18 protein-coding genes are annotated in these 24,117 nt (G+C 52.4%); 7 read left to right on the forward strand and 11 right to left on the reverse strand.

Annotation, left to right across the window (positions count from 1 at the left end; genetic code table 11):
- The 4 genes from ACORNT_RS13520 to ACORNT_RS13535 are packed head-to-tail and all read right to left on the reverse strand — an operon-like array spanning window position 1 to window position 5,809.
- Window positions 1-1,995, reverse strand: a complete 1,995-nt coding sequence (locus ACORNT_RS13520) for a S9 family peptidase (protein ID WP_321391832.1) — start codon at window positions 1,993-1,995, stop codon at window positions 1-3.
- Window positions 1,982-4,540 (reverse strand): CehA/McbA family metallohydrolase, encoded by a 2,559-nt coding sequence (locus ACORNT_RS13525; protein WP_321391834.1) that lies wholly within the window; start codon window positions 4,538-4,540, stop codon window positions 1,982-1,984. Before ACORNT_RS13525 ends, ACORNT_RS13520 begins: the two co-directional genes overlap by 14 nt.
- Window position 4,541: 1 nt before the next feature.
- Window positions 4,542-4,874 (reverse strand): hypothetical protein, encoded by a 333-nt coding sequence (locus tag ACORNT_RS13530; RefSeq protein WP_321391836.1) that lies wholly within the window; start codon window positions 4,872-4,874, stop codon window positions 4,542-4,544.
- Window positions 4,871-5,809: a 3-keto-5-aminohexanoate cleavage protein gene (locus ACORNT_RS13535; RefSeq protein WP_321391838.1), complete on the reverse strand. Its 939-nt coding sequence runs from the start codon at window positions 5,807-5,809 to the stop codon at window positions 4,871-4,873. The genes ACORNT_RS13530 and ACORNT_RS13535 overlap by 4 nt, the downstream gene beginning before the upstream one ends.
- Window positions 5,810-5,944: 135 nt before the next feature.
- On the opposite strand from ACORNT_RS13535, the gene ACORNT_RS13540 reads away from it, so the two are divergent.
- From ACORNT_RS13540 to nhaC, 4 genes are read left to right on the forward strand one after another with little or no spacing between them, the layout of a single operon-like run.
- Complete coding sequence (locus ACORNT_RS13540; RefSeq protein ID WP_321391840.1) at window positions 5,945-6,967, forward strand: LysR family transcriptional regulator; 1,023 nt, start codon at window positions 5,945-5,947, stop codon at window positions 6,965-6,967.
- Between the two features lie 12 nt (window positions 6,968-6,979).
- Window positions 6,980-8,308 (forward strand): aspartate aminotransferase family protein, encoded by a 1,329-nt coding sequence (locus ACORNT_RS13545; RefSeq protein WP_321391842.1) that lies wholly within the window; start codon window positions 6,980-6,982, stop codon window positions 8,306-8,308.
- 17 nt (window positions 8,309-8,325) lie between these two features.
- Entirely contained in the window at window positions 8,326-9,360 is a 1,035-nt protein-coding gene (locus ACORNT_RS13550; RefSeq protein ID WP_321391845.1) for a histone deacetylase family protein, read from the forward strand.
- Window positions 9,357-10,865 carry a Na+/H+ antiporter NhaC gene (nhaC, locus tag ACORNT_RS13555; protein WP_321391848.1) on the forward strand — a complete coding sequence of 503 codons (1,509 nt, stop codon included), beginning with the start codon at window positions 9,357-9,359 and terminating at the stop codon, window positions 10,863-10,865. The genes ACORNT_RS13550 and nhaC overlap by 4 nt, the downstream gene beginning before the upstream one ends.
- Here the strand turns inward: nhaC and ACORNT_RS13560 are convergent.
- Together ACORNT_RS13560 and ACORNT_RS13565 are read right to left on the reverse strand one after the other, a co-directional pair.
- Window positions 10,862-12,172: an amidohydrolase family protein gene (locus ACORNT_RS13560; protein ID WP_321391851.1), complete on the reverse strand. Its 1,311-nt coding sequence runs from the start codon at window positions 12,170-12,172 to the stop codon at window positions 10,862-10,864. The two genes, nhaC and ACORNT_RS13560, sit on opposite strands and share 4 nt — an antisense overlap.
- Window positions 12,173-12,196: 24 nt before the next feature.
- Entirely contained in the window at window positions 12,197-13,381 is a 1,185-nt protein-coding gene (locus ACORNT_RS13565) for an aromatic ring-hydroxylating dioxygenase subunit alpha (RefSeq protein WP_321391854.1), read from the reverse strand.
- A 148-nt stretch (window positions 13,382-13,529) separates the two neighbouring features.
- Here ACORNT_RS13565 and ACORNT_RS13570 point away from each other — a divergent pair, with 148 nt between their 5' ends.
- Window positions 13,530-15,104, forward strand: a complete 1,575-nt coding sequence (locus ACORNT_RS13570) for an NAD(P)/FAD-dependent oxidoreductase (protein ID WP_321391857.1) — start codon at window positions 13,530-13,532, stop codon at window positions 15,102-15,104.
- On the opposite strand, the gene ACORNT_RS13575 is transcribed toward ACORNT_RS13570, so the two are convergent.
- The gene (locus ACORNT_RS13575; RefSeq protein ID WP_321391859.1) at window positions 15,088-15,747 is read right to left on the reverse strand and encodes a TetR/AcrR family transcriptional regulator; all 660 of its coding nucleotides are present in this window, start codon (window positions 15,745-15,747) and stop codon (window positions 15,088-15,090) included. The genes ACORNT_RS13570 and ACORNT_RS13575 overlap by 17 nt on opposite strands.
- Window positions 15,748-15,913: 166 nt before the next feature.
- Between ACORNT_RS13575 and ACORNT_RS13580 the strand changes: the two genes are divergently transcribed.
- Both ACORNT_RS13580 and ACORNT_RS13585 read left to right on the forward strand, forming a co-directional pair.
- The gene (locus ACORNT_RS13580) at window positions 15,914-17,242 is read left to right on the forward strand and encodes an APC family permease (RefSeq protein ID WP_321391862.1); all 1,329 of its coding nucleotides are present in this window, start codon (window positions 15,914-15,916) and stop codon (window positions 17,240-17,242) included.
- Window positions 17,239-18,105 (forward strand): dimethylarginine dimethylaminohydrolase family protein, encoded by an 867-nt coding sequence (locus tag ACORNT_RS13585; protein WP_321391865.1) that lies wholly within the window; start codon window positions 17,239-17,241, stop codon window positions 18,103-18,105. Before ACORNT_RS13580 ends, ACORNT_RS13585 begins: the two co-directional genes overlap by 4 nt.
- A 25-nt stretch (window positions 18,106-18,130) precedes the next feature.
- Here the strand turns inward: ACORNT_RS13585 and ACORNT_RS13590 are convergent, their stop codons facing one another.
- The 4 genes from ACORNT_RS13590 to ACORNT_RS13605 all read right to left on the reverse strand — a co-directional run bounded on the left by ACORNT_RS13590 (window position 18,131) and on the right by ACORNT_RS13605 (window position 23,785).
- Window positions 18,131-19,162 carry a zinc-dependent alcohol dehydrogenase family protein gene (locus ACORNT_RS13590; protein ID WP_321391868.1) on the reverse strand — a complete coding sequence of 344 codons (1,032 nt, stop codon included), beginning with the start codon at window positions 19,160-19,162 and terminating at the stop codon, window positions 18,131-18,133.
- A 120-nt stretch (window positions 19,163-19,282) separates the two neighbouring features.
- Window positions 19,283-21,694 (reverse strand): penicillin acylase family protein, encoded by a 2,412-nt coding sequence (locus ACORNT_RS13595; RefSeq protein ID WP_321391871.1) that lies wholly within the window; start codon window positions 21,692-21,694, stop codon window positions 19,283-19,285.
- A gap of 69 nt (window positions 21,695-21,763) precedes the next feature.
- The gene (locus ACORNT_RS13600) at window positions 21,764-21,985 is read right to left on the reverse strand and encodes an alcohol dehydrogenase catalytic domain-containing protein (protein WP_321391874.1); all 222 of its coding nucleotides are present in this window, start codon (window positions 21,983-21,985) and stop codon (window positions 21,764-21,766) included.
- Between the two features lie 111 nt (window positions 21,986-22,096).
- Window positions 22,097-23,785, reverse strand: a complete 1,689-nt coding sequence (locus ACORNT_RS13605) for a methyl-accepting chemotaxis protein (RefSeq protein ID WP_321391877.1) — start codon at window positions 23,783-23,785, stop codon at window positions 22,097-22,099.
- Between the last annotated feature and the right edge of the window lie 332 nt (window positions 23,786-24,117).

A 24,117-nucleotide genomic window follows, 5' to 3' on the forward strand; every position in this document is an offset into this window, starting at 1 on the left:
CTATTCGCCCGGTTTCAGATAACTGCCGTACCAGTCCAGATTCCGGTTCATTCGGTCTTCCAGATAACTTGGCACTACAATACCGTGATGTTGGCCCGGATAGAGTACAAAGCGGGTATCGATTCCGGTGGAACGTAAAGCCTGATACATCTGTTCTGACCCCAGGCAGGGAACATTAAAGTCCAGCTCCGAACACTGATACAGGGTCGGGGTTTTGATCCGGTCCGCATTCAGGAAAGGAAAACTTACCCGTTTGTAAGCCTCAAAATTCTTCCAGGGCGTACCGATCTCCAGTTCATACTCCCGACTATATTGGTCATGTCCGTATGTGCCCAGCATATTGGCTGTGCCGGCGCCGCTGACCGCTGCCTTGAACAGGGTGTCCGTGGCAATCACATAGTTGGTCAGCATGCCGCCGTAACTCCAGCCGCCAACCCCGAGACGCTCCCGGTCGACAATGCCTTTCTCTGCCAGATAATTCGCCCCGGCCAGAATATCCCGGGAATCCACATTCCCCCAGTCTGCATATATGGCCCTGGAAAACTCAAAGCCCTTGCCTGAGGATCCCCGCGGATTGATACCGACAACGATATAGCCCTGCGCGGCATAAATCTGCCAGTCATACATAAACTCGTGGGAGAACTGGTAAACCGGACCGCCATGCAGCCGGAATATGGCTGGATAAGCCTTGGTCTTGTCATAGTCCGGCGGATAAACAATCAGACCGCCAATGTCATGGCCATCGCTTTTGAACTCGAATTTCTCCGTTTTCGCCAGGTGATAGTCTTTCAGCCAAGCATTATGGGATGTCAGTTCCCGGTCGTCGCCATCGACTGCAAAAAGCTCAAAGGGCATATTGTCATCACTTTGCTGGACTACAACATGGCCGTCGCCAGCAACATCAAACCCAAGCGCAAACTTGTCGCCCTCAGTCAGGTAACTGATATCCCCTGTCGTGGCGTCAATTTTTGCCACCAGTGTTGAGCGATCCAGTTCCACCAGAGCATAAACGACCGACCCGTCCTTCGACCATTTGGGAATATAGAAACAGCGGTCGATATGAGCGAGTGCCCGGACCTCGCCAGTCTCGATATCGCCAATCATCATCTGCCAGGGCGCATAATAAATCCATTTGCTTTCCCCGCTGGCCAGCCATACCAGTTTCTTGCTGTCAGGGGACCATTGTGGCGGTGACATCCAGTAAGGGTCCACATCGGTACCCTTAAAGGTGCTGATCCGTTTTTGCTCACCATCCTTTTCCGGCGCCATAATGAAGACGTCGGAATCCATATTCCGGTCAGCATCTCCCCGGTCCTTGGTTACATAAGCAATCCATTTGCCGTCCGGCGACCAACTCGGCAGCCAGTGATCCTGCTCCCCGAAGGTGATCTGTGTGGCGTTCTTCTTTTCAATATCCAGCACATGGAGATGACGACGCCCGCCGGCTAGATAGCCAACCCAGTCTTCCTTGAACTGGAACCGGTCAATGACGACCGGTGCCGGCGTTCCCGCCTCATTTGCCTTGCCGCCCCCGACAAAAGCGGTAAAAACAATTCGTTTACTGTCAGGCGCCCATCCATATTCGACGATTCCGCCATCCACATTGCTGATTTGTTTAACTTTACCTCCGTCTGCCTTCATGAGGAACAACTGGGTGCCGGAGTCATCCTTGCCTTCCCCCAGAAAAACGATATGGCGGCCGTCCGGGCTGAACCGGGGATCCCATTCGCTTTTCTCTTTTGTTTTCGTTATGTTTTCCGGTTTTCCACCTTTGTAGGGCACAAGCCAAACATCGCTTGTGCTGGCATCAATCTTCAGATTATTGGCGCCAACCGAGTAGACCACTTTTTCACCGTCCGGAGACAAAGCGGGTGCGCTCACATCCTTTATTTTATGGAAATCCTTCACCTGGAATAACTGATCCCCGGCAATCGCAGTCTGAACAATCCCCACCAGAACGACAGTAGCCAGTACCAGTTTCTTACTCAGCAGCATTTATTTTCTCCCCAAGTGCCCTTTTGGCAGCTTCAATATCTTTCAGAATAGCGTCCTTTTCCCACCCGGCATTAAAATCTTCCTCCCGGGTGGCAAGATGCTCTTCAATTTTGCCAATCCAGTCCAGAAGATAGCGGGCATCCTCCGGAGCAGACTGCGGTTTGTTTTCAACAGTCAGCCAAACCGGATTGGTCGTCGCATAAGTATAGAGATCCTGGATCATCGGGTGGGATTCTTCATTGACCGCCCGGAGCAGTATCCACCCGCTCTCTGTCACCGGCACATCAAGTGTGGCGTCCGCGCTGTACAGATCCTCGCCCAGATCCACCTGACGGATCACCCGGCCGTTCTGGACGAGTTCCAGTCGCCGGACCGGAACTGCTGATCTGAGGGACAGCTGGACTTTGATTGTGCCTCCTTGTTCCGGAAAAGCTATTTCATGCCCTGGCCCCACTAAGGCGGCCAAGTCTTCCCCCTTGACCAGGAGACCCAAATTCGGGCCGTTGGTCACATAACCATGCCCAAGCCTGATCGCTTCTTTCAAGGAGTCCGGGTTGTTTGCCTCTGCCTGGAGATATGCCCGGTTCAGGCCGACAGGTCCGCGAAGGGAGGCATAGTTGGTCATGGCATCGGTTCCGGCCCCGGCAGTCAACCGGTATCCAAGATTTAGAAACTTGTACCAGACCGCCGCGGTTTCCTGATGGTTGGCAAATGACACGACTTCAAGGAAATCTGTTTTCCCATTCACGACATCAACCGGCAGACTGTGGGAAAGTCGTCCCTCGGCACTGGGATCCGGCACCGCATCAAAAGGATGCACATAACCCACAACAGCCCCCTGAGCGTGGGCAAGATCCGTTACCACGCCATTGCTTGGATAGGGAGAAGCCATTGCCGTGTGCCGGTAGCTGGCAAAATCAGGGGTCACAAGGTGATCATCCAGATGCAGGAAACTCAGATGTCCCCAGTAGCTTGTATGATATTCCTGGGCCTGATAAATGGTCACACCTTCGATTGTGTCGGATGTTGTCTTAAACTGGCTGATGTCGGGGATTCGCTGTTCCTTATTGACAAGCAGGTTATAGATTACATCCACATCTTCAGCTTTTGCGTCCCGGGCCAGCGTTTCAAGGGTCTGACGGTATTTACCCCCGTAATTCATATGTACATGCATGTCCGCGCTGACATAATCACCAAATTTCGGGGGAAGTTTTACAGAGGCCAGCGAGAGTTTTAACGTTTCCCGGCTGCCGCTGGCCGTGATTTTTTCATCCGCCATCCGATGGGAAAAGCCGCTTGACGCCATGACATTGATGTCTCCCTGCGGCACCGTCAGACTGCATTCGCCAAAACAATGAAAATAATGATTTTCATGATCGGCCCGTTTTGGGTCGATATAGTCGTCGGCATGCATACGGCTGTTGTCCGGACCATAATGCCGACCGTCAGACGATCTGACCATCACCCGGCCATAAAGCGACTTGCCTGCCTCATCCTGCAGACTGAGAGAAAGTGTTGTCATGGGTTTCCTGTAAACCCTGTTCACCGCCCGGATCTGCTCCCGGGCGCCGCCGACTACCGTCAGCCGCCACAAGGTCAGACCGCCGGTCTCGTTACTGGTATAAAGCAACTGCCGGTCATCCGGCGACCAGCGGGCCATTTGCAGGTCAAAATCTCCGAACGTTAGCGGTAGCGGAGAAAGTCCCTCCGGCGTTGTCAGCCACAGCTGATGCCACTGGCGACGTTCATAGCTGCTGTACAGCAACCGCTTGCCATCATGGGCCATTTCTGGGTGAGCGGACCAACTTGTCTCTTCATCGACAACCAGTTTGCGCTTCTTCGGGTTTTCCACATTGACAGACCAGATCCCGCCCGTGCCCCAGGCATCTTCAGGATTGGAGACATAGTAGATGGTCCCGCCGTCCGGCGACCAGGATGGGTTAATGGCATGATCAGTCTGGGAATAGTAATATCTGTCGCGCTTGCTGACATTGCCGGCCACAAGGACCCTTACATTTTTCAGTTTCTCTTTTTTCACCTCGGCCACATAAAGACCGAAATAGCCGTCCCTGCGGCTCGACACAAAAGCAAGTCTTTTGCCGTCCGGACTCCATCTGGGTTCAAGATTGACGTTTTTCTCGTTGGTCAGATCAATCTCTTTTCCGGATTCGAGATCAAGCAGGTAAAGATTGAGGGCATCACCGTGATGACGGGTAAAAACAATATGCCGCCCATCCGGCGACCAGTCGGGCTGGTAATCATATCCCGGCCCTGTCGTAAGCTGATAGGCCGTGTCGCTATCTATTTCCTGACGCCACAGCGATCCCTGCATGCTGTAGACCACCGTCTTCCCGTCCGGAGACCAAGTCGCCGCAGACGGACCTGCGGTCAGTTGCGGCATATAAAGTTCGCGCCAGTAATAGGTATGGGGATGCGAAATATGGGAAAGAACCGGTATACGCTCGGTCTGCGACTGCCCCCAGGAAAGTGAAGAAACAGATACTGTCAGAAAAACTGTACACAGGACACCAAACAACACTCTCATCTTACGCGACCTCCAAAGTCAGCTGGTCAAAGGCTTCTATTTCCAGAAGCATTACCGTTTCCCCCTCGACTGCCTTAAATCTCAGGGCATTATAAAATCCCGAACCACTGTCATTGCCGTTGTGAACGGCCAGACGCATGTAAATCGCATCCCGTTCCTTGCCACGTATGATGGCCTCAAATGCCGGAGGTTCTGAAAAGCCGTATTTTTCCAGCGCCTCGACTGATCCTGCAAATTCTGCTTCCTTGCCCAGGTCCCTTGACATTCTGGTCAGCAGATCAAAGAGAACCGGCGCATCTTTTTTTTTGGCCATTTTGAGGGTTATCGTACTCATGACGCATATGCCTTTATCTGCTCACGACCCTTAAGATCGAGACCTGAACGAACCTCGTCCGGGGTCGCCACTTCATGTCCCAATGCTTCAATAATAGTCCGGATATTTTTAACCTGTTCTGCATTGCTCTGTGCCAGCTTGCCCGGTGGTACGGTCAGGCTGTCTTCCAGGCCGACGCGTACATTACCGCCCAGAATTACGCCGAGCGTCGCGAACGGCATCTGATGGGCGCCGGCGGCCAGAATTGAAAACTGATAATTGTCGCCCAGCAGGCGGTCTGCCGAAGCCTTCAAAGCCATTAGATTCTCCGGTGAGGCACCAACGCCCCCCATCACGCCGAGAACAAACTGGACATATAAAGGTGCCTTGACCAGTCCCTGCCTGAAATAATAGGCAAGGGTTTCAATATGGCTCAGATCGTAACATTCAAATTCAAAACGGGCACCGTCTCCCTGCCCCAGTTCAGTGAGAATCGTCTCAATATCTTCATAGGTATTACGGAATGTCGTATGCTTGGTGGCATCAAGCAGAGCAGGCTCCCAGTCATGCTGCCAGTCCTTGTAGCGTTTCTTCAGCGTAAAGATGCCGAAATTCATCGAGCCCATATTCAGGGAGCACATTTCCGGCTTGATAGAGCGTGCCGGCGCAAGGCGCTCGTCAAGGGACATCAGGGAACTGCCGCCGGTGGAAATATTCAGCACCGCATCACAGGCCTGGTGAATTTGCGGGATAAACCCTTGAAAATGAGCTGGACTGGCGCTCGGTCGGCCGTTTTCCGGATCGCGGGCATGGAGGTGAATGATTGACGCACCAGCGGCTGCGGCGTCAATAGACGCTTCTGCAATCTCCGCCCCTGTTACCGGCAGATGGGGACTCATTGTCGGCGTGTAAATCGATCCTGTCACCGCACAGGTAATGATAACTTTTCTTCCCATATTCTTCTCTTCCGCCCAGCTTCCGGGAACAATCATTTATCCTCGGCTATTTTGATCTTGCCGAATTTTTTAATCACGATTACATTCTTATAAGCAATATATATAAAATCAATTATAGTTTTCATGAATGGTAATATGTCTGAGAAGAATGACAATAAACCGGACCTCTATCTGACGGCGGACTCACCCGGACTTGACAGTATAGCGTGGGATCTGGACTGGAACCTGCTGCGAACATTTATGGTGATCGCACAGGAACAGAACATCACGAGAGCCGCGCAGCAACTGAACCAAAAACAGCCGTCGGTCAGCAACGCCCTGCGTCGCCTGGAGGAAAAACTTGGCTGTCAGCTTGCCGAACGCGGGCCACGTAGCTTCAAGATGACTCACCATGGTGAAGCGCTTTTCCAGGAATGCAAGGAGCTGTTCGGCACAGTGGGGCGTCTGCCCAATATCATTCAGGACGTACATGACAACGTGCAGGGTCATATCAAGATTCTGATGACCAGCCAGGTCATTACCCCTCTTCTCGACGAAACGCTCCGTACCTTCCATGAGAAAAACCCCAAAGCCACCTTCTCTATCTCGGTCAGGGGCAGCCAGGAAGTTATCGAGGCCCTACATGCCAAGGAAGGTACACTTGGAATTTGTCTAATTCGAGAACCCCTGGAAAACCTGACAACACAATTGTTGTACCGGGAACATTTCGGGTTCTTCTGTGGCCGCAACCACCCCCTGTTCGGCAAGACTGATATCAGTATGGAAGATCTGCGCGGGCAGCAGCGGGTTACCTTCTACACGGACCGTCTTGGTGATGTGCTTCATCCCATTGCCGTGCTTCGCGGCCAGGCGCAACTCAGCGACGCCGTTACGGGCGTCTCCAATAATCTGGAAGAAGTGCGCCGCATGATCATGGCGGGCCTCGGGATCGGTCCGCTGCCTATCCATGTGGTAGAGCGGGACATCCTGATGGGCAGGCTCTGGCCGTTGCTCCCGGTAGAGGAAGCACCGGCAGTCGATGTCTACACACTGCAGAATCCCCGGGCCGTATTGAACGCCGCGGAAAAGGAATTCCTGAAACTTCTCGACCAAAAAATCAGGGATATTCCACTGACCGAGCGCACCTACGGAAACATTCCCTACCCTCAACCACTTTAGAGATATTTAGAGATGTCACATCTGTTTTACCAAACCCGGGACAGGCGCCCACTTCTGGATCATGCCGAAGGCATTTATATGTGGGATGTTAACGGCAAACGCTATATCGACGGCTCCAGCGGCGCCATGGTCTCCAACATCGGTCACAGCAATTCCCGGGTACTCGAGGCCATGCGCGCCCAGATGGATAAATCCACGTTTGGCTACCGGCTGCATTTTGAAAATGAACCGGCGGAGAAACTGGCCGCCAAAGTAGCCGAGCTGAGCCCCAAAGGCCACGACAAGGTTTTCTTTGTCTCCGGCGGGTCGGAAGCAGTGGAAAGCGCGGTCAAACTTGCCCGGCAATATGCATGGGTCAAGGGTGAAGACAGCCGGTGGAAAGTCATTTCCAGATCCCCCTCCTATCACGGGGCAACCCTCGGCGCACTCGCCCTCACCTCTTATGCCCCACTGAATGCCCCCTTCCTGCCCATGGTGACCGATATGCCCAAGGTGCCCGCGCCGCGCTGCTACCTGGACCGGAATAACTCGAGTGATGCAGAGTGTGGCCTTCGTTACGCAGATATGCTGCGGGACAAAATTATCGAGGAAGGACCGGATAGCGTTCTTGCCTTCATCATGGAGCCGGTTGGTGGCGCCTCTACCGGCGCCCTGGTCGCCCCTGACAGTTACTACGGCCGTATACGGGACATATGCGAAGAATTCGGGGTGCTGTTGATCTATGATGAAGTCATGACCGGTGTTGGCCGCACCGGTAAATTCCTCGCCGCCGAACACTGGAATATAAATCCGGACATCATCGCCACCGCCAAGGGTTTCGGTGCGGGTTATATCCCCCTTGGTGCCATGACGGCACAGCAGCATATTGTTGATGTAATCCTTGATGCCGGCGGTTTTCAGCACGGCTACACTTATGCGGGAAATCCCATAGCCTGTGCGGCGGGGCTCGCGGTGATAGACGAGATTTACAGGCAGGGTATGATGACAAATACCATCAGGTCCGGTGATATACTGTTATCCGGTCTGCGGTTCCTTATGGATAAATACCCCTTTATCGGTGATATCCGTGGCAAAGGATTGCTTACCGCCTTCGAACTGGTCAGCGACCGGGAAACCATGGCTCCCCTCAAACCCTCCCTCAATGCCTTCAGCCAGCTTGTGGAAATAGCCTACAAACGCGGACTGATTATCTATTCCCGGCGTTCCCGGGGCGGACTGGAAGGGGACCACTTCCTGGTTTGTCCCCCGATGATCACCACCTCTGAACAGATCGGCAATATTCTTGAAATTCTTGATGACAGCCTTGCCGAGCTTGCCGCAACCCTCAACCTCGCCGGTTAAAGAAACGGAACCTCACCATGAAATGCGTCTTTTCCGCCCCTCAACACAAACATTACCCTGAAAGTTTCCTGGTCAATGGACTCCGTCAGGAAAATCCGGAAATGCCGGGCCGGATTGACAAGCTTCTCGAGGGAGCTACCGCCCTGGAGCTGGAAATGGTAACGCCACCGGATTACGGCCTCGGCCCCATTGCCCGGGTACATACGCCGGAGTATCTGGAATTCCTGCAGAATGCCTATAAACACTGGCAGCGTATTCCCGGGGCGGCGGCTGAAATCACGCCCAACATCCATCCCACCCACCGGGATGGAGTCTATCCAGCCTCAGTCGTTGCCCAGGCGGGTTACCACATGGCCGACGCTTCCGCCCCGATCACCGGGGAAACATGGGAAAGCGCCCTGCACAGCGCCTGGTCGGCAATTCACGCCAGTGAACTGGTCCTGGTCGGGGAAAAATCCGCCTATGCCTTGTGCCGCCCGCCCGGACACCATGCCGGTGCAGATCTGGCCGGCGGTTTCTGTTACCTGAACAATACTGCCATCGCCGCCCAGAATCTCCGCCGGAAATACGGCTCTGTCGCCATACTTGATGTCGACCTCCATCACGGCAATGGCACCCAGGATATTTTTTACAGCCGCAATGATGTGCTGACCGTTTCCCTGCATGCGGACCCGATCCGTTTTTATCCCTTTTTCTGGGGCCATGCTTCCGAACGGGGCGAAGCCTCCGGCCTTGGATATAATCTTAACTTCCCGCTGCCGCGTGGTACGGCCGACGACGGCTTTCTTGCCGCCCTGGACAAGGCCATAACCCGCATCAACGCCTTTTCACCTGAAGTACTGGTCATCGCTCTCGGGCTTGACGCCTTTGAGGGTGATCCCTTTGCCGGACTCGCCGTCACTACCGAAGGATATGGCAGAATCGGCAAAACCATTGCCGAAAGAATTCCCGGTCCGACCGTCATCATTCAGGAAGGCGGTTATCTTTGTGATGAACTGGGTCAGAACCTGGCAAATTTTCTCAAGGGTTTTGAAGCTGGAGCAACAAAATGATCCCCACTGACGTAAAATCTGAAAACATCCCCCTGTGGCTGGCACTTGTTCCGCTGGCCTTCCTGATGTGCCTGCTCGCAGGGGCTGTCGCCATTTTCGGAGATGGCGCCTCATCGGGCCCTAACCAGATCGGGCTGATGCTGGCGGCCGGTATGGCCTGCCTGATCGGTGTATTGCGCGGGCAATCCTGGAAGGAACTAGAATCATCTATCATCGAAGGTATCATGCTGGCCATGCACGCCTGCCTTATCCTGCTGATGATCGGCTCCCTGATCGGCGCCTGGATGTTGTCCGGTACTGCGCCCGCCATTATCCATCTCGGATTAGGGGTTCTTGACCCGGCCTGGTTTTATCCGGCCAGCATGATAGTCTGCGCCCTGGTCGCCGTTTCTATCGGCAGTTCCTGGACAACGGCGGCGACTGTGGGGCTGGCCCTGATCGGAATTGCCCATATTCTTGGCCTGTCTATAGAAATCACCGCCGGCGCCGTAATCTCCGGCGCCTATTTCGGCGACAAGATGTCCCCTTTGTCTGACAGTACCAATCTGGCCCCGGCCATGGTCGGGGTAGACCTGTTCATTCACATCCGGCATATGTTCTGGACAACCACGCCTGCCTTTGTCATTGCCCTGTGTCTTTTTGTCTGGCTTGGCTGGACCAATACCGCCGTCAGTACAGATGGCGACGCCATTGAAACCGCGCGTCTGCTTCTGGAACAGAATTACGCCCTCGGCATTCCTGCGTTCCTGCCGCTTGTCCTGCTGCTGGGGCTGTCGATCCGCAAGGTCCCGGCCCTGCCGACCATCACCATCGGCGCCATCGCCGGAGGACTTGTCGCCGCTTTTTACCAGACTGACGCCACCATCAAATTCGGCAACATGGGGGAAAATATTTCTGATGGCCTGGCAATTATAAAGGGCCTTTGGATTGCCGTCTCCACCGGGTATGAAGCCAGCACCGGGGATGCGGTGCTGGACCAGCTTCTGTCCCGGGGCGGCATGAGCAGCATGCTGAATACGGTATGGCTGATCATTTCGGCCATGTGTTTTGGCGGGGCGATGGAACATACAGGCCTGCTCGGCCGTATCGTGTTGACGGCGCTCAAGGGAGTCAGGGGAACCGGGTCGCTGGTCGCGACAACAGTTCTGACGTCCATCGGCATGAATATCATTGCCGCCGATCAGTATATCGCCATCGTGCTGCCGGGCCGGATGTACCAGATGGAATTCAAGCGCCGGGGACTGGCACCCCAGAACCTGTCGCGGACCCTGGAGGATGCAGGCACGATGACGTCTGCACTGGTGCCCTGGAATACCTGTGGGGCCTTCATGGCGACAACACTGGGCGTACCGACCTTCGATTATCTGCCGTACGCCTTCCTGAACCTGATTACTCCGGTAGTCGCCATCACCTACGGCCTGATGAACATCCGCATTACCGCACTGGAAATCGACCTGCCACAGGAAGACGTCCTTGAGGTCGTGCCTGAAAGGATTGATGTCTAGCGGACAAGTTTTCCGCCCTTGATCACCCCGTCCACATGTTCCAGAACAGTGATGTCTTCAAGGACATCATTGCTGACGGCAATCATGTCGGCGAACTTGCCGGCCTTGAGAGATCCGATATCCGCCTCCATCGACATCGACTGCGCGCCCCATATAGTTGCTGACTGAATCGCCTGCATCGGGGTCAGGCCGTAACGGACCATATAGGCCATCTGTTTGGCATTGTCCCCATGAGGATAAACGCCGCTGTCAGTACCATAGGCAATATTCACGCCCATTTTAACGGCTTTGGAAAAAACCTCACGCTGGGTTTCGGTAGTCTCGTCATTCTTACGCATGGTTTCTTCGGGCCAGCCCTGGGCAGTACCTACTTCCTTGATATAGTCACCGTTGTAAATATCAGCCACAAGCCAGGTGCCATGTTCCTTCATCATGCGCAGGGCTTCATCATCGGCAAGAGACCCATGCTGGATGGAGCGCACCCCGGCTCGCACAGCCATTTTAATACCTTCAGCGCCGTGAGCATGTGCCGTGACATATTTCCCGTCTTTTGCCGCTTCCTCGACTGCTGCCCGAAGCTCGGCCTCGGTAAATTCGGGTTCGCCGGGATCGGTTCCCACCGTCAACACGGCACCGGTGGCTATCACTTTGATAAAGTCAACACCTCCGTCCAGAAGATAGCGAACCTTTTCACGCACTTCATCTTCATTGGCCGCAACACCGGCCCGAAACTCGCCAGGGATTTCGACGCCGGCATCCAGACCGATCACTTCACCGCCACCGCCAGGAACCGTGATATAGGCACCTGCCACCATCATGCGCGGACCAGATATTTCCCCGGCATTGATCTTATCGCGCAGGTCAACATCCGTGAACACCCGGTAACTCCCCACATCAATGACAATCGTAAAACCGGCCTTCAGGGTTTTCAGTGCGTTGATGATTCCCATGTCAATGTCAACCTGACGGGTGCCTTCCAGCGGCGCCATCGGATCTTCAGACTGGATGTCACCCAGCAGATGGGAATGCCCGTCAATCATACCCGGCATCACCGTATAGCCCGACCAGTCGATTACGCCAGAGAGCGCGGCTTCTTCGGTCCAGGGTTTGATATCGACAATGCGCTCCCCCTCAATGACGATCATCTGGTCATCCAGCACCCTGCCCTTTTCCACATCCACAAGATGCCCGGCATGAACATAGACAAGACCGTTATCGGCTTCAGCAGCCTTGTCATTGTCTGTGTCCGATTGCCCGCAGGCGGTTACCAGCACAAGAGCACTTGTCATCATCAGGTTGCGCAACATTTTTTACCTCTTTATCATTTTAATTTATTCGCCCTTCAGGGCAGTAAGATACCAGTTCAGGAAACTCTGCTCGAAAGATTCCATTTCCGACAACCGGCCCGGCGCATAATAATGGGAATCCACGCCTTTCTGGTTATTGACGATAATTTCCTCGTCAGCCTGGGTGGTAATATCCCACAACCAGGTCAGCTTCTCCAGATCATAATCCCGGCCCTCTTCCGCATCATCCCGGACAAACCAGAACACATCACAGCTGCAGCTGTCGTGCGAATTGGGTACAAAGCGGTACCCTACCATATGGTCATTGTAAATCAGGAAGAAACTCAACGGCCCGACCATGAATTCGGATGCCCCACCGTCATGACGGTCGATTTTGCCCAGCAAAGGCGCCACTTCTTCCCCGCCCAGAGAACCACTTTTCATGCCCCTGAGAAGCGGATTGCGGCCATATTGATAGCCTTCTTCTCCCGGTTTGGCCCGATCAAAATAGAAAGAGGACTCCCGGGTCCGTATCGCACTGTTGCCTGTTTCAAGAAAGTCCTTTTTAAGTTCACCGAATTTTTCCGGTGCCAGAGCAAGGGCATGGATCTTGGCATATTCCTGATGGGATGGCGTACAATGGTAGCATTCCTGGTAATTTTCCACCGCCAGCTTCCAGTTGGCCGCAATGGGAAATGTTTTGCTGGCCGCCAGTTTCATATGGTCAAAGCCGAAGGTTTCAAAAACATCAGCCAGGTCTTCCCTCATCCCGTCCAGTGACGGCGGTTCATCTGCAAGGCAGACAAAAACAAGACCGCCCACAAGCGCCACATGGGCCGCATGAAGACCATTCTTTGATTTGTCGAAATCATCAGCCATCAGCCGGGCCGCCACCAGATTTCCGTCCAGGTCAAAAGACCAGGCATGATAGGGACAGGTCAGAAGTTTTGCATTTCCTTCCTTCTCAAGACAGATATGGGACCCGCGGTGCCGGCACACATTCAGATGGGCCTTGATTTCTCCTTCGCGGGTACGGATGACAATCACGGATTCCCGATCAAACTCAAACAGAAAAAAATCACCCGGATTCGGAACCTGTGAGACATGGCCCGCCAGAATCCAGTGCTTGAGCAGAATATTACGAACTTCCGTCTCATAAATTTCCGGATCTTTGTAAAATCTATGCTCCATCGAATATCCGGGCTGATAATCGGCAATCAGTTCTGCCATTGTCCTTTTATCCCGGGATAAATTTTCAGCCGCCATGCTCGACTTCCTTCACACGTCTATACTATTCACATATTTGCCTGTTGACTTTATTGTACAGTTGTACAATACCAATAATATATGAATTTAATTTTCTGGCTAGGATTATTTTATGACAAAAACGGCTATTATTATCGGCGGTGGACATAACGGACTGGTCTGCGCAAATTATCTGGCGCAGTCAGGCATCAGGGTTCGCGTTCTGGAACGCCGTGATGTGGTCGGCGGCGCAGCCGTGACCGAGGAATTTCATCCGGGTTTTAAAAATTCTGTTGCTTCCTATACAGTCAGCCTTCTGAATCCCAAGGTCATCCGTGATCTCGACCTGCATGCCCATGGCCTGACGATTTTAGAGCGCCGGGTCAATAACCTTTGGCCCCATGAAGACGGCAACTATCTGTCATTTGTGGTCGGAGGAGAGAATCTGAAGGCGGAAATCGCCCTCTTTTCGCAAAAGGATGCCAACGAACTGGATCGTTATTTCCGGGATACTGAAATGGTTGCCGACCTGATCCGGGACTTTCTGCTGGAAACTCCGCCAAATGCCGGTGGCGGTCTGCGTGATATTTTCAAAACCGCGAAATTTGCCAATCGTCTGCGCAAGCTTTCGCTGGAGGATCAGCGGATCGTGATGGATATTTTCACCAAGAGCGTTGCCGATTTCCTGAACCTCTATTTCGAGAACGAGTATGTGAAGGGTGCCTTTGCCTTTGACGGTGTTGTTGGTAACTATGCGGACAGCATGACGCCGGGAACGGCCTATGTTCTGATGCACCACGCTTTTGGCGAAGTGAACGGCAAGAAAGGCGTCTGGGGCCACGCCATCGGCGGCATGGGCGCTATCACCCAGGCCATGGCAAGCGCTGCCAGATCCAAGGGTGTCGAGATCGAGACTGGTTGCCCTGTCCGGAAAGTCATTGTCGAAAATGGCAAAGCATGTGGTGTGCGGCTTGAAACCGGCAAGGAACTCCGCGCCGATATTATCATTTCCAACCTCAACCCCTCCCTGCTTTACAACGAACTTGTCGATGCCGCACACTTGCCCGCAGACTTTTCACGCCGCATGAAGCATTACAAGAACGGATCCGGCACCTTCCGCATGAATGTGGCGTTGAAAGAACTGCCCCGGTTCACCTGCCTGGAAAAGCAAGCCCGGGCGACCCCGGATCACCTGACCGGCGGCATTGTCATTGCCCCGACCATGGCCTATATAGACCAGGCCTATCGTGATTGCCGGGAAAAAGGGTGGTCCCGTGCGCCGATCGTCGAAATGCTGATTCCGTCCACCCTCGATGATACTCTCGCGCCGGAAGGCCAGCATGTGGCAAGCCTGTTCTGCCAGCAATTCGACCCTGACGTTGACTGGGACAAACACCGGGACGAAGCGGCCGATGCAATCATTAACCAGGTTGAAAAATTCGCTCCCGGCTTCAAAGAAAGCATTGTCGGGCGGCAGATCATGAGCCCGCTTGATCTTGAGCGCACCTTCGGCCTCACCCGTGGTGATATCATGCACGGCAACCTGACACTGGACCAGATGTTCAGCGCCCGGCCCCTTCTCGGCTACGGCAATTACAGGGCACCTGTCAAAGGGCTTTATATGTGCGGATCAGGCACCCATCCCGGCGGCGGGGTGACAGGGGCGCCCGGCCATAATGCTGCGATGGAAATCATTCGGGATCATTAAGCTCCGGCGGCAGCCCCACAGACAAACCGGTGGTGCTTTCCACAAATTCATGAACAATCCGGAGACCCTCCGCACGCGAGAAGGTTTCCGGATCAAGACACCATTCCAGCCATAATCCATCCAGCAGAGCGTTAATTCCGATCGCCTGCCTTTTGATCAATTCCGGTGCTACAGCCCGATTGTCCATGGCATAAGCCTGACCCAGCATGTCCTCGATGGAGCCGATATACTGCCGATAGGTTTCCCGATGAATATGGGCAAGATCCTTGCGGATCAGGGTGAGCGACCAGAAGGACAACCACACTTTCAGCAGCCTTGGATCCATATTGTCGACTTCAAAGGTTTTGAGAAAAAATATCTTCAGGGCTTCCAGCGGCTCTTCACTGTTGCGGGCGATACTTGCCTGGAACCGGTCAAGAAACTCACCAGCCAGATAGCGGTAACTTTCCGCAATCAATTCATCCTTGCCGCTGTAATAATGGGTCAGAAGGCCAGGGGCAACCTTGGCGTATTCGGCAATTTTCCGGACGGTCGTTCCCTTGTAACCGTTTTCAGCAAGGGCACAAATGGTGGCTTCCACAAACAACTGACGCTTGTTGTCACCTTCATAATCCACACTGAAAATGCTTTTTTCTTTTTTCATTCTTCGCCCACACACTGTTTTGCCTGTATCTTATAACAACAGGAAACAATATGGCAAAGATGCATTCGCCACGGGGTGCCTCCAGGACGCTATTAAAGTTCTGTACATTTGTACAATCCCTCCCCTATACTCTGACAAAATAAAGGGTATGAAACAGGTACGTAAAATGGCTGAAGATGTGAAAGTAAGACCATGCATGGGATTCTGGCGTACATGGGCGCTTGTGGTCGGTATGATGATCGGCTCCGGCATTTTCATGATGCCTGCCCTGCTGGCCCCGTTCGGAGGCCTCGGGCTGATGAGCATTCTGGTCACTGGTGGTGGTACACTGCTGATTGCGCTGATGCTCTCCCGCCTGACCAAAGCCATTCCAAAAGTCGGCGGCCCCTATGCCTATGCCCGGGAAGGCCTTGGCGACTTTGCCGCCTTTCTGACCATGTGGGGGTACTCTATCTCCATCTGGACGTCGGTGGCTGCCGTAGCTGTTGGTTTCGTCGGCTATCTCGACGTTTTTATTCCTGGACTGGCTGAGAATCCGGTCGCTTCCCTGATTGCCAGCCTCGGCCTGATCTGGCTTCTTGTGGCACTCAACATAAAGGGAGTTCAGGAAGCAAGCATCATCCAGCTGATCACGACAATTCTGAAAATTTTACCTCTGCTGCTGATCGGCGGACTTGGATTTTTTCATATCAGCGGAAATTATATGCCGGAAATGAACCCGACCGACGGAAACCCCTTCTCCGCCCTGAGCGCCGCCGCGATTATGACCATGTGGGCCTTTGTCGGCATCGAATGCGCCACCATTCCGGCAGATGATGTGATTGAACCTGAGAAAACCGTCCCCAGGGTCATGTTCTGGGGAACCATAACCGTCACCCTGGTCTATCTGGTTTCCACATTCGGGGTAATGCTTGTTGTGCCGCCGGAGGTATTGACCACATCAACAAGTCCTTTCTCAGACGCGGCAACCGCCATGATGGGACCTTTCGGGGCCAAATTCGTCGCCGTTGGCGCGATGATCTCCATGATTGGCGCCCTGAATGCGTTGATCCTTGTCGGTGCGCAGACCCCGATGGCAGCTGCCAGGGATAAACTGTTTCTGCTCAGCTTCGCCAAACTGTCTAAAAACGGCACACCTGCCTTTTCCCTCCTGGTGCTGGGTGTCATCGCCTCAGTCCTGCTGATGATGAATTATACCAAGGGCCTGCGCGGCGCTTTTGAATTCCTGCTGCTGCTCTCCACCCTGTCAGTCCTGATCCCCTATGCCTTTTCCGCCGTGGCCGAACTGGTCCTGCTCAGAAAGGTGGGCAAGGCTGCCCCCCTGCAGACCACCTTTCTCTCCCTGGCGGCTTTTGTCTATACCACCTGGGTCATTATCGGCTCCGGCGACCAGACGGTTTTCTGGGGATTTATACTGCTGCTCGTGGGCATGCCCATCTATGCCTGGCTGCATGTGCATATCACTGAAGTGGAACAGGTTGAGGCGGTTGAATGACAGGCTTTAACGAATATGGGAAAATCAGCCGCATCGCGGTAAGGTCTCCTGCAGCATCCTTTGTGAATGATGAAAAGGCCGGGGCCGAATGGCAGGCGCTACGGTTCCACGCCAGGCCAGATTACAGGGAAGCGGTCAGCGAATATGAAGCCTTTCTCGACATTCTTGCAGGCACCGGAGCAACCGTCAGTGACCTGCCCGGCGCAGAGGAACTGACGCTGGATTCCATTTATGCCCGTGATGCGCTTCTGGTCAGCCCGAATGGGCTTATTCTTTGCCGTATGGGTCGTGTCAGCAGACGCAACGAACCGGCTTGTAACGCCCGCCTGCTGGAACAGGCCGGTGAAACAGTGCTCGGCCAGATTACCGCTCCAGGAACCCTTGAAGGCGGCGACTTCATCTGGCTTGACGACACCACCTGCGCAGTCGGATTCGGTCCGCGAACGAATGCAGAAGGCATCAGACAGCTACAGGGCCTTCTTGGTGAGGAAGTCGAAGTCCATGTCGTGCCCCTCCCGGCCCCGGATCATGAAGAGGATGTTTTCCACCTGATGAGCATGATCTCTCCGCTGGACAAGGATCTGGCGCTGATTTACCGGCCACTGATGCCGGACAGTTTCATTACCTGGCTGCAGGAGAAGGGCATCGGATTTGTCGAAGTGCCGGAAGAGGAATTCATCCCCATGGGCTGCAACGTTCTTGCCCTGGGACCGCGTGATCTTCTGATGCTGGATAATTTGCCTGAAACGAAGAGACGCCTTGAAGCCGCCGGCTGCACAGTACAGACTTACAAGGGTGACGAAATCAGCCGCAAGGGCGAAGGCGGACCAACTTGCCTGACCCGCCCGCTGGCACGATCATAACAACGTCAGAATCACAAAAGGCAATCTAACTCCTGACGCGAAGAACCTTGGCGCCCTTGATATGTGTGTTTTTCATTTCCAGCAACGCCTTGTTGGCGTCTTCCAGCGGATATTCCCGGATTTCCGGCTGCAGGGGAATTTCAGCAGCAAGCTTGAGAAACTCCTGAACATCGGTACGGGTTATATTGGCCACAGACTTGATTTCCTTTTCCATCCAGAGATGCTCAGGATATTCAAGGCGCAACAGAGCTTCCTTGTCTCCCGCCTCCTTGCGGATCGCATTGATGACCACCCGGCCGCCCGGTTCAAGATTCTGCAGGGCAGCGACAATCGGCAGCCAGGCAGGAGTGGTATCAATCACGGCATGCAGCTGTTCTGGCGCATGATCCATGGTATCGCCCGCCCAGTGTGCTCCCAGGTTACGGGCAAAGGCCCTCTCTTCCTCCTGCCGGGCGAAAACAAAAATCTTTGTGTCAGGGAAACTGTGGCGCACCATCTGCAGCACCAGATGGGCAGAGGCGCCAAAACCGGTCAGGCCCAAATTCTGTCCATTGATCAGCCCGGTCAGGCGCAGGGAGCGATAGCCGATGGCACCGGCACAGAGAAGCGGCGCCGCCTCGGCGTCACCGAATAGATCAGGGATGGGGTAGGTAAATGATGCGGGGACTGTCATCAGTTCGGCATAACCGCCATTGGCGTCCCTCCCCGTTGCGCGAAAATCCGGACAAAGATTTTCCTCTCCCCGCAAACAAAAGCGGCAGGTACCACAGGCCGAATATATCCAGGCTACACCAACACGGCCCCCAATGATCAGGTCCGGGACACCTTCCCCCACCGCCTCAATATGTCCGACGACCTGATGACCCGGTATCATTGGAAAATATGGCGGCGGTGTCCGGCCCTCGATTTCATCCAGTTCGGTATGGCAGATCCCGCAGACGGAAACCCCGATCAGGACTTCACCGGCACCGGGCACAGGATCGGGCCATTCCACCAGCTCAAGCGGAGCCGGGTTTTCCGAAAGCGGAGCAACAGATTTCAGGATCATGGCGCGCATGAAACTATTCTCCCAATTTTCATTCTACAAGCCTGCCTTCTTTCCGGTTTTTTGTAGAGAATGACCAATATCCAGAAGAATTCTTTGAACCTTTCCGAAGTTGTCTAAATCCATCATTTACTAATCAGGTAAAAGTCTCAGGGTGTAATCTGTTACCTCCTTAATTTTCTCTTTGGTATAGAATACCGGGAAATAATCGCCTTCATTCCAGTCTGTAAACAGATTTTTGTAATAGGGACTATCCGGATCACCTGATTGACCTGGCGTATTGGTGCCAACGGTCAAATCCCAGTCTGAGGTGTCGACAATAATCCGGAAACTCCCACCTGACGTTTGACGGGGGGCACCATAATTTACATTCAATGTATTTTCACTTCCGCCTCGAGGAAGTTGTGCAGTATTTACTTTTTCCTGCATATCCTTGTTCAATAAATGACTGAAAGGGTGAATGATCTGGGCATAATGGGTTTTCCCATATATCCAGTCCTCCATATCCGGCCCCCTATCCTTTTTCAGGCTCTGCACCGCTATTTTAAGGCTTTCAACCATTTCGGTATTCCTCATCCTCACAGCATCTTTCCCAAAAACAAATTCTGGCGGTGTCACCAGCCATTCAAGTATTTTCTCTCTTCTTATTTCCGGGACAGCGGCCAGCTTCGTCTCAGGAATAACCCGCTTCGTTATATTTTCGAACAGAACCGTTTCCCATTTGTCATAAATTGTTGCGGCGACACTGTCCCTGCCCATCATGTAATCCCAATTTATGAGCTTTGACCTGACCGCTTTCAGCTCCGCCGAGACCTTTAAATTTTTAAAAAGAGATATGATTTTCTCCGCCGTCATCGATTTAGTATCATATTGCAATGCGATAGAGTCTTTTATGCTATGGTTTTCTGACTTCTCCATCGCTTCCTGAAGACGAAATATCCGGGCCGGGTCTGAATAAAAGTCACTAAAAATATTGGGATACCCATCAGGTATATTGTAGTTATTCGCTGTCCCGTACCATCCCTCCTGTGGGTTCAGGAGGTGAGGCATGGACTTGACCGGAACATAACCACTCCATTCATATTCACCATTCCCGGGAACGGGAAGGCTGCCACTCCATCCAAACCTGACCGGAGACAGACCCACTGATTGCCAGCCAATATTTCCTTTTTGATCTGCCCAAACCATGTTCTCCCCGGGCAGACCAGAGAACGAACAGGCGTCTCTGAATTCTTCCCAGGTGGTCGCCTGATCCATGCGCAGACTTGCCAGATAGGGGGTTGCTCCAATATCAAGCCAAGCGGCTTTCATCCCGTAGGCAATATGATTTTCCTGATCCTCAAAAAGAACAGGACCGTGTATGGAATATTTCAGAACTTCGGTGACCGTGTTCTTGCCACGGACTTTAATCCGGGTCTTTTCAACCTCAAAGTCTTTCCATTCCCCTTTATACCAGTATTGATTTGGCTGATCAGGATTGGTTTCATAGACATACAAATCTTCCTGATCAATCCAGAATATGGTCAATCCCCACGCGCCATAAGCATTATGGCCGATTGAAATGCCCGGCAATACAGGTTCTCCGCCGCCGATCACATTCCACCCCGGTGCATTTAAATGCACCCAATAGCGCAATGAAGGGCTTTGAATGGCGCGATGAGGGTCGTTGGCCATGAGGGGCATACCGCTTTTTGTTTTGCGTCCCGAAACAACCCAGTTATTGCTGCCCAGGGCATTCACGCCCTGAAGCGGATCATGGAACAGATTTTCTGTGAATTTCTCCCGCTGAAAATCCGTCTTCTGATTAAGCCTCTGTGCTGAATATTCTTTGAGGTTTTTGAGATCTTCCTGTTCAAATTCCGGCATATTTCGGGAAGCCACGTAATCTGACATAATATCTGTATGTATTTTTGACAGATCAACGCCCTCAAATGCTTTCAAATAGGCCTTCCGGTAAAAAGGCAATATCTTTTTGGCGGTCTCCGCCCCCAATGCCTCAATGGTTTCGGCCAGCATAATTTCCGTTGACACCCCGCCCGTGAGAGCATTATGCCGGGAAACAACAATTTCAGGCGTCCAGTATCCCGGTTTGAGGTCAAGCATTTTAAATTCGAGAGGGAGCAGATCCGGCCTTTTTTCCGTCAATTTGATGTAAGCATTAATCCCCTCCACAAACGACGTTATGATCTGAATTCCATCTTTATGATAATGGGCCATTTCCTGCCTGATATCACCCCGAAATCGCAGAAGCCTGGCCCCTCTATCGTGGGTTAAAGCCTTGTCGCCCTGAATCTCCGCAAGCGTCCCAAGGGCTTTACGTCGCCAGATTTCAAATTGAAACAGCCTGTCCCGGGCCGCGTTATAGCCCTGGGCAAAGAAGAGATCAGACTGGTTTTTGGCATAAATATGAGAAATCCCCCATTTGTCCTTAACGATCTCGACAGGCTCTTTTAAGCCTGACGTTTTTAAGGTTTCTACGCTTTCACTATATGCAGGCCCATTTCCCACAAGAAACAAAATTACAACCAGAAAGATATTCTTCATTCTCAAATCCCTTTTCTTTTTTTTATCCCTTACCAGAGCGTGATTTTACCTCTCAGGTCTCTTGAAAGATCATAGCATAGATGGTGATATTTGATGGCCCGGTATCATTGGAAAATATGGCGGCGGTGTCCGGCCCTCGATTTCATCCAGTTCGGTATGGCAGACCCCGCAGACGGAAACCCGGATCAGGACTTCACCGTCACCGGGCACAGGATCGGGCCGATCCACCAGTTCAAGCGGGGCCGGGTTTTCGGAAAGCGGAGCAACAGAGTTCAGGATCATGGCGCGCATGATGCCATTTTACCTGATTTCTTAATTCAATAAATTGATAAATCTCAAAAAAAACCCGACCCGCCATAAAATGTCCAGCGGATCGGATAAAAGCTGTATTTATATCGGTTGTCAGGCAGCCTTGGTCGTAAACGCCCTGATCAGGTCATCAAGATGTTTAATCACTTCAGCGGAAGCCTGCTCTACGCCGTCCATATTCTGCATGGCGCTTGAATGATTACTTTTTTCATGATCCTTTGCCGCCTGAATGCCATGTTCATGGACCAGCCTATGGCAGGTTTCCAGTGCCCTGAAGGACGGATGATCACGGTAAGGAATAGACTCTTCCCCATAATACCATTTCCCAAGACGACAACTATGATGATCCGACAACTCCTGAGCACTGATGCTTTCCAGGCCTACCATCATATCCCGCAGGCGTTTTTTCCAGATAATATGGTCGGATTTGGCAATCCGCAGCACCTTGTTTGGAACTTCGTGTTTGCCAAAGGCTTCAATCTGGTGACTGACCAGGGAAGCGACATCTTTCATAGATTCCACAACTTCCATAATATATTTTGAGTTTTTGCCTGATTCATCGGCAATATTAGATGCTCCGCTGGAGACTTCGCTCGTCGCTTTTTCCTGTTCTGCAAGAACATTTGCCACTTCCGCCATCAGGTGATTTAGCTGATCGATATTTTTATCGATATCGGACATATGTTCCTTGACTTGGACCATAACTTCCTGGCCGCTTTCCACTTCACTCTTGGCACTATGCATTGACGTGACAATCCCGGTCATCTCCTTGACCAGCGACTGAATGCGGTCCTTGATGTCCACAGTGGCCTGGGCTGTCTGGGTGGAGAGTGTCTTCACTTCTGACGCCACGACGGCAAAACCGCGTCCGGCCTCTCCGGCCCGGGCGGCCTCAATGGTCGCATTCAGGGCCAGAAGATTGGTCTGGCCGGCAATATCCTCAATCTGGGAAACAATATCTCCAATTCTTTTCGACGCCTCCGAAAGAGCCTCCACCTGCGCAACAGAATTCAGAACAGATTCAGCAATCTGCTCTGTTTGCTGGTAAGCCTTTTCCACAATAGCCGTTCCGTCAGCCGCCTTGCTCCTGGCATTACCGGCCGTGGAAGCCGCTTCCTGTGTGGACTGGTTGATGCTGTTCATGCTTACCACGGTTTCCTCGATCGCAGCCGCGATCCTCTGCGCATTATCATCAACCTTCTGAATGGCATGTACCATATTGGAGCTGACGATCGCTGTTTCATTCATCGCCATGGAAATTTCGATCGTACTGTCGATCATCTCGTTAGAGAATTTCTGCGCCGTCAGGGTTTCACGCTCGTTTGAGCGGGAACTGGCATATTCGGATAAAATACATCCCATATCCAGCATCAGGGCAGACTGAACAAGACCGTGTAGGGCTGACTTTTTTTCTTCGGGTTCATCCAGCTCGAAAAGCTCCTTGCCCAAACGTTGCAATATGAAATTATATCCGCTAATGAAAGAAACCTGGTCAAGTCCGATCGCATGATGGGCCTGACCTATCCTGCGACATTCTTCCATATAATTTTCATCGAATTGGCCACTGAAAATAGTATCCCAATGCTTTTTCTGCATCTTCTTGAGCATTTCCGGATCAGAATCCCCAAGAATATTCCTCAGATGATCATTCGACTGCAGAATCCTGTAAAAATCATCAAGAACATTATGCATCAGGGCCATAATGACCGGTTTGGCAGCGCGTAACGTATCAATCCCGTCAGGAGTTAAGCGATAAAGAATTTTTTTTTGTTCTATGTCCATTTCCTTGCCTATTTCTTATATTCACTGAGCATTTTGGCAAAACTTTGCGGGTTACTCGCACACAAACCCCTATTTCCGCTTAGATGCTAATACATAATTTATTAATTTTATTATAATTATCTAATGCTTGTTTCCTAAAAGGCAAAAAGGCTGCACAGCAGGCCAAAATTATCATTGGAGACCAGGATCAGGTTTTCCTGAAAGCTTGCCCAAAAGCCCTGCGAGTGGAGTGATCTATTAAAAACTGGATCTATTAATAACCAATTGGAAAGAAACCCCCTCTAAGCTCACTTTCGTTATCGAGAGAATTTCAAATGCTCTCCATATTACGG

Origin of the sequence: Emcibacter sp. (assembly GCF_963675455.1) — a bacterium.
Taxonomy (GTDB): Bacteria; Pseudomonadota; Alphaproteobacteria; order Sphingomonadales; family Emcibacteraceae; genus Emcibacter.

Bases quoted from the DNA above. Each gene is read 5' to 3' on its own strand.
- ACORNT_RS13520 (WP_321391832.1), bottom strand. From the start codon at position 1,995: ATGCTGCTGAGTAAGAAACTGGTACTGGCTACTGTCGTTCTGGTGGGG.
- ACORNT_RS13525 (WP_321391834.1), bottom strand. From the start codon at position 4,540: ATGAGAGTGTTGTTTGGTGTCCTGTGTACAGTTTTTCTGACAGTATCT.
- ACORNT_RS13530 (WP_321391836.1), bottom strand. From the start codon at position 4,874: ATGAGTACGATAACCCTCAAAATGGCCAAAAAAAAAGATGCGCCGGTT.
- ACORNT_RS13535 (WP_321391838.1), bottom strand. From the start codon at position 5,809: ATGGGAAGAAAAGTTATCATTACCTGTGCGGTGACAGGATCGATTTAC.
- ACORNT_RS13540 (WP_321391840.1), top strand. From the start codon at position 5,945: ATGTCTGAGAAGAATGACAATAAACCGGACCTCTATCTGACGGCGGAC.
- ACORNT_RS13545 (WP_321391842.1), top strand. From the start codon at position 6,980: ATGTCACATCTGTTTTACCAAACCCGGGACAGGCGCCCACTTCTGGAT.
- ACORNT_RS13550 (WP_321391845.1), top strand. From the start codon at position 8,326: ATGAAATGCGTCTTTTCCGCCCCTCAACACAAACATTACCCTGAAAGT.
- nhaC (WP_321391848.1), top strand. From the start codon at position 9,357: ATGATCCCCACTGACGTAAAATCTGAAAACATCCCCCTGTGGCTGGCA.
- ACORNT_RS13560 (WP_321391851.1), bottom strand. From the start codon at position 12,172: ATGTTGCGCAACCTGATGATGACAAGTGCTCTTGTGCTGGTAACCGCC.
- ACORNT_RS13565 (WP_321391854.1), bottom strand. From the start codon at position 13,381: ATGGCAGAACTGATTGCCGATTATCAGCCCGGATATTCGATGGAGCAT.
- ACORNT_RS13570 (WP_321391857.1), top strand. From the start codon at position 13,530: ATGACAAAAACGGCTATTATTATCGGCGGTGGACATAACGGACTGGTC.
- ACORNT_RS13575 (WP_321391859.1), bottom strand. From the start codon at position 15,747: ATGAAAAAAGAAAAAAGCATTTTCAGTGTGGATTATGAAGGTGACAAC.
- ACORNT_RS13580 (WP_321391862.1), top strand. From the start codon at position 15,914: ATGGCTGAAGATGTGAAAGTAAGACCATGCATGGGATTCTGGCGTACA.
- ACORNT_RS13585 (WP_321391865.1), top strand. From the start codon at position 17,239: ATGACAGGCTTTAACGAATATGGGAAAATCAGCCGCATCGCGGTAAGG.
- ACORNT_RS13590 (WP_321391868.1), bottom strand. From the start codon at position 19,162: ATGCGCGCCATGATCCTGAAATCTGTTGCTCCGCTTTCGGAAAACCCG.
- ACORNT_RS13595 (WP_321391871.1), bottom strand. From the start codon at position 21,694: ATGAAGAATATCTTTCTGGTTGTAATTTTGTTTCTTGTGGGAAATGGG.
- ACORNT_RS13600 (WP_321391874.1), bottom strand. From the start codon at position 21,985: ATGCGCGCCATGATCCTGAACTCTGTTGCTCCGCTTTCCGAAAACCCG.
- ACORNT_RS13605 (WP_321391877.1), bottom strand. From the start codon at position 23,785: ATGGACATAGAACAAAAAAAAATTCTTTATCGCTTAACTCCTGACGGG.